This window comes from Candidatus Hepatincolaceae symbiont of Strigamia maritima, from assembly GCF_055505085.1.
Genome location: NZ_DBKDTU010000210.1, coordinates 1 through 5,682, shown reverse-complemented (window position 1 = coordinate 5,682; position 5,682 = coordinate 1). Strand labels below are relative to the sequence as shown.

Here is a 5,682-nt window from a genome sequence, read left to right as displayed (position 1 = left end):
TCGGCATTCCTGCTGAACCGCTCTTCCGATCTTGGAATTGTAGCAATAAAATTAATAAGGTTAGTTATGAATATTTTTGAATATTTTCACAGAGCAATTATTAAAAGTGTACTAGAGATTTTTCAGGAAAATAGTAATAATTTAGAGATTCCTTTACAAAATTTTATAACAGAGGTTCCTAAAAAGAGTAATCATGGTGATATTGCCACAAATATTGCTATGGTTTTAACTAAATACTTAAACAAGAATCCTCAGGAAATTGCCGTAACCCTCAAACCTCAGTTGTTAAAAGTAGAGGGAGTAGCTGACATTCAAATAGTAGCTCCTGGTTTTATCAATTTTTTCTTAGAGAATAATTGCTATTATAAAATTCTTGATGAAATGCTGATTTATGAAGAAGATTATGCTAAAATGAATCTGGGTAATAATTTAGCAGTTAATATAGAGTTTGTTTCGGCAAATCCTACTGGTCCGCTACATTTAGGACATGGCAGAGGAGCAGTAATAGGAGACATTCTTTGTAAGTTATATACCTATCTAGGCTTTAAAGTGCAAAAAGAATACTATGTTAACGATTCTGGTAATCAGGTGGATATTTTAGCAAAATCATTATATTTTAGATACCAAGAATTATTACAAAAATCAAATACACCGCCACTTATACCGCCAGATGAGGGTTTTTATCCCGGAGAATATCTTATCCTTATAGCAGAAAAAATAGTTACTAAGGAGGGTAGTAAGTATATAGATGATCAAGGTTTAGATAATCAAAGTAATACTATGGAATACTTTAAAGAAGTTGCGGTTTCTAAGATTATGCAATTAATTAAAGCAGATTTATCCTTATTAAAAATTAACCATGATATTTTCAGCTCAGAAAAGAATACCGTTACAGAGGTTACATATACTGAGACAATAAAATTTTTAGAACGCAAGAATTTAGTGTATAGAGGTTATCTAGAACCTCCTAAGGGTAAATCAAAGGATGATTTTGAAGTAAAGGAACAATTGCTGTTTAAATCTACAAAATTTGGTGATGATATGGATAGGGTTTTAGAAAAATTCGATGGGAGTAGAACCTATTTTGCTAATGATTTAGTATACCATTTAGATAAAATTAAACGCGGAGGAGCAAAACTAGTTGATGTTATAGGTGCAGACCATTCAGGATACGTTAAAAGAATTCGAGCAGGAGTTAGTGCTTTATCTAATAATAATGTGGTTTTAGAGGTTGTTATGTGCAATTTAGTTAATTTATTAGCAGATAATAAACCTATAAAAATGTCTAAACGTACAGGACATTTCTTAACCCTAAGAGAAGTAATTGATGAAGTGGGGAGTGATGTTTTTCGTTTTATTATGATTACCAGAAAGAATGATATTCCCTTGGATTTTGATCTAAAAAAAGTACTGTCCCAAAATTCAGATAATCCAGTATTCTATATTCAATATGCTTTTGCCAGAATTTGTTCCGTATTAAGAAATTATGAAGCAGAAGTTAAAATTACTCTTAGTAAGCAAGATTTTATCAGTGCGGATAAAAGCTTATTAACAGACCAACAAGAAATAAAATTAATTAAACTTTTATCAGGATTTAAGGCAGATCTTAGAATTGCTTTGTTACATAATGATCCTCATAGAATTTTTTTATTTTTATTAAGTATTACAAGTAACTTTCATAATCTTTGGAATAAAGGTAAGGAAAATTCTGCTTTAAGATTTATTCAAGAAAATAATAAAAATTTAACCATTTCTAGGTTATCTTTATTAAAAGCTGTAAAAATTAATATAAGCATAGCTTTAAAAATCTTAGGAGTTAATCTTCCTGAGAGAATGTAAAAACAAAGGTCTTTAGATAATGTCAAATAATAGATTTGATAAAAATAATAATTTTAATTTTGAAGATGATTTTAGAATTCTAAGAAAAAGTAAGCAAATTGAGAGTCCTCTTGATTTAGAAGAAAAAGAAGCTGTGCTCTTGGAGGATAATAAAACTCACTTGAAAAAAAGGTCTATGTTTTCTAAGGTTATGGGTTCTACAGAGAGTGGGGAATATTTAGATGTAATTACCAAAGGATTTATTTGGGTGATTATGGTATTTATTTCTATTTTTGCACTGATTTTGGTTTTTAGAAGTACTAATTATGAAGAAGAAGAAATTAATAAAGATATTATTATAGCTCAAAATCAAAATCTTAAACAGGATTATTCTGAATTAAATCAAGGTAAAGAGCAAGAATATGAATTTATAAAAAATCAAACCAATAATACTATTGATAGTAATTCTAAAAAAACTGCCGAGCCAGAAAAAGAATCCTCAGCAATTAGTAGTAAGAGTAAAAACAAGTTGCCTGTTATAACTCAAGGAAAAGATTCTTTGCAGAAAAATCTTACTAAAAAATATGAAGAGACTAAGAAAATCAATAAAGATAAAAGCTTAACTACTCTTATGGCAAAACAAACTATTCCGAATACTCAGGCTTCGAAAACTAAAACCCTAACTTCTAAAGCTCTGCCTCCTAAGGCTGTAACTAAAAAAGAGAATATTTTACCTGCAAAAAAAACTGTAGCGTCTCCTAATAAAGCCTTTTTAGTGAATATTTTTTCTTCAGATACTAAGGCAAAAGTAGAAGAAAAGTGGAAGATTATTGAGAAAAGTAAACCTGAGTTATTTATTAGTCATAAAGTATATATTACTCAAACAATTGTTCCTAATAAAGGTATTTTTTATAGGTTGGGATTAGGTTATAGAGATGAAGAAACCCTAAACATGCCATCATACCCTACTAAAGAAGAGGCTGCTAAATATTGTAGTTATTTAAAGAATAATCAATTAGATTGTTTTGTAGTAGAAATTACTAAGAATGAATTAAGCAAACTAAATGCTAAAAAAGGTTAAGAATTTTTATAAAATAATTATGAATAGTAGATTAGTGAGAACAAACAATAGGAATTTTTATGGGTTATTTTAGTTTCTGGCATTGGATTATAGTTTTAATTGTAATCTTTATATTATTCGGCAGTCGTGGTAAAATCTCAGCTTTCTTTCATGATTTGGGTAAGGGTATTAAATCTTTTAAAAAAGGCTTAAATGATGATGATATTAATAATAATGATAAAAAATAAATATAATGTTCGGGATTAGTCTTTATGAATTTATAGTTATTGTAGTAATAGCCGTAATTTTTATTAAACCGCAGGATGTGCCGAATATTATGTTTAATATTGGAAAATATGTAAGAAAAATAAAAAATATTTTTTTTAATATTAAGGGTGAAGCTGAACAAATTCATAACTTAGGCAATTTAGAGGATTATTTTATTACGGAAAAATCTAATAATAAGGAAAAAGAGCTTATTCAGGATAAGAGTGTACTTATACACAATCAGCAAGAAACCTCTAATACAGATACCCTAAAATAGATCGCCTAAAGTAGATAATTTTTCTACAGATAATAAAAAATATATTTTAAAAGTGAATTTAACAATTGTACCAAAGTAAGTTTCTTCATAAAAATGCTCAAATTAACATATCTTTTTATATGTTTTAAATTATGGATAAAAATTTAATAACACATCTTAGAGATTTAAAAAAACAAATTTTAATAGCCATAGGGTATTTCATAGCTTTAGTTATAATATTTTTTTATTTTTCTAATAATATTTACGCTTTTTTAAATAAACCGCTTATATCAGTTATGCTAAAGTATGGTTATAGTTCTAATTTTATAGTAACGGCTATAACAGAGAGTTTTTTTACCTACCTTAAGATTACAATCTTTTGTACTTTAGTAGTGTTCTTACCCTTATTTTGCATCCAACTATTTTATTATCTATTTACATCCTTAAAACAAATAGAAAAAGTAGCATTTGCCGTAATAATTGTTTTAATACCAATTTTATTTTTTATCGGAGCTTTTTTTGCTTATTATTTCGGTTTCTTGGTGATTTTTGATTTTTTTGTAAAATTCTCCGTATTAGATAAATCTTTATTATTATTACCAACAATGAGTGAGTATATTAGTTTTGCATTAACAATTATTTTAAGTATGGGAGTGGCTTGTGAATTACCGATTGTAATAATTGTTCTCAATTTACTAGGATTAATAGAAGTATCAAACCTAAAGCAGTTTCGACGTTATGCTATAGTAGTTTTCTTTATTATCGGGGCAATTTTTACCCCTCCTGACCCCTTTAGTCAAATTATGGTGGCATTAATTTTAATAATACTGTATGAATTATCTTATTTTTTACTAAAAATTATTAATTTACAAAGAAAAGTATAGAAAAATAGAAATTCGTAGTTTTTGCTTGCTTATCAAAGAGGTGTAAAATATTATTGTATTATAATGTAATTTAAAATATTTTATACTAAAGCCATGATTGATATAAAAATAATAAGAGATAATTTAGAACTGGTAAATAAAAAGCTTGAAGAACGCGGTATGACACCCTTATCTAATCATATTCTAAAGTTAGATGCAGAATTAAGGGAGCATAAGAATCAAACCCAAGAATTACAAGCTTATAGGAATAAACTTGCTAAAGAAATAGGGTATCTTAAAACTATGGGGGCAGATGCTACGGCTTTATTAGCAGAGGTTAGTAAAACTAAATTTTCTGAAAATTCTTTAGAACATCAAACCAAGAGTTTAGAAGAAAAATTAAAGTTAGAGTTATGCTATATTCCTAATCTGCAAGAGGATGATGTTCCGGTTGGGGCTTGTGAAGATGATAATCAAGAAATAAGAAAATGGGGTTATCTTAGGGAGTTTAGTTTTATTCCGAAATCTCATGAGAATTTAGGCACTGATTTAGGGTTAATGGATTTTGAAACTGCAAGTCAGCTCTCCGGTAGCCGTTTTGTAATCCTTAAAGGAGATTTAGCAAAATTAGAAAGAGCACTTGCTAATTTCATGATAGATTTACATACAACAAAACATAATTTTGTAGAATACTCAGTACCAGCTCTTGTAAAAGAAAATATTTTATTTGGTACGGGGCAACTTCCCAAATTTTCTGAGGAGATGTTTAGAACCATAGATGATAGATGGCTAATTTCTACTTCGGAAATTCCTTTAGTAGGAATGGTTGCTGATAAAATTTTACAAGAAGAAACTCTACCCTTAAGATTAAGTGCACTAACTTTATGTTTTCGTTCAGAAGCAGGGGCTACAGGGAGAGATACCCGCGGTATGATTAGAATGCATCAATTTCAAAAGGTAGAATTAGTAAGCATTGCAAACCCTTTACACTCAAAAGAAGAATTGGAATATATTACAGAGTGTGCGGAAAAAGTTTTACAATTATTAGAATTACCATATAGAACAATGCTATTATGCAGTAAAGATATGGGATTTTCCTCTACTAAAACCTATGATATAGAGGTTTGGATTCCTAGCCAGAATAAATACAGAGAAATTTCCAGTTGTTCTTTATGTACTGATTTCCAAGCCAGACGTATGCAAATAAGATATAAATCCAAAGCAAATGCTAAAAATACTTTTGTGCATACCTTAAATGGCTCTGGTGTTGCAGTGGGTAGATGCTTAATTGCTATTTTAGAGAACTATCAACAATTTGATGGTTCTATACAAATACCTAAAGTTTTACAATCGTATATGAATAATCAAGAAGTTATTACTAAAATTGTATAATATTATTGACTGATTAGCAAAATTTA

5 protein-coding genes are annotated in these 5,682 nt (G+C 28.6%); all 5 read left to right on the top strand.

All coding sequences use genetic code 11. The annotated features are described in order from the left end of the window. Positions 1-1,858: 1,858 nt before the first annotated feature. The 5 genes from ACQCX0_RS05785 (at position 1,859) to serS (ending at position 5,656) form a co-directional block, all read left to right on the top strand. Complete coding sequence (locus ACQCX0_RS05785) at positions 1,859-2,899, top strand: hypothetical protein (RefSeq protein WP_462563223.1); 1,041 nt, start codon at positions 1,859-1,861, stop codon at positions 2,897-2,899. A gap of 59 nt (positions 2,900-2,958) precedes the next feature. Next, entirely contained in the window at positions 2,959-3,126 is a 168-nt protein-coding gene (gene tatA / locus ACQCX0_RS05780; RefSeq protein WP_462563222.1) for a twin-arginine translocase TatA/TatE family subunit, read from the top strand. 5 nt (positions 3,127-3,131) lie between these two features. Beyond that, a complete protein-coding gene (locus ACQCX0_RS05775; RefSeq protein ID WP_462563221.1) occupies positions 3,132-3,422 on the top strand; it encodes a twin-arginine translocase TatA/TatE family subunit in 291 nt (96 codons plus the stop codon). 131 nt (positions 3,423-3,553) lie between these two features. Then, on the top strand, positions 3,554-4,285 hold the full coding sequence (tatC, locus tag ACQCX0_RS05770) for a twin-arginine translocase subunit TatC (RefSeq protein ID WP_462563220.1): 732 nt from the start codon (positions 3,554-3,556) through the stop codon (positions 4,283-4,285). Between the two features lie 93 nt (positions 4,286-4,378). Then, positions 4,379-5,656 carry a serine--tRNA ligase gene (gene serS, locus ACQCX0_RS05765; protein WP_462563219.1) on the top strand — a complete coding sequence of 426 codons (1,278 nt, stop codon included), beginning with the start codon at positions 4,379-4,381 and terminating at the stop codon, positions 5,654-5,656. The last annotated feature ends 26 nt before the right edge of the window (positions 5,657-5,682 follow it).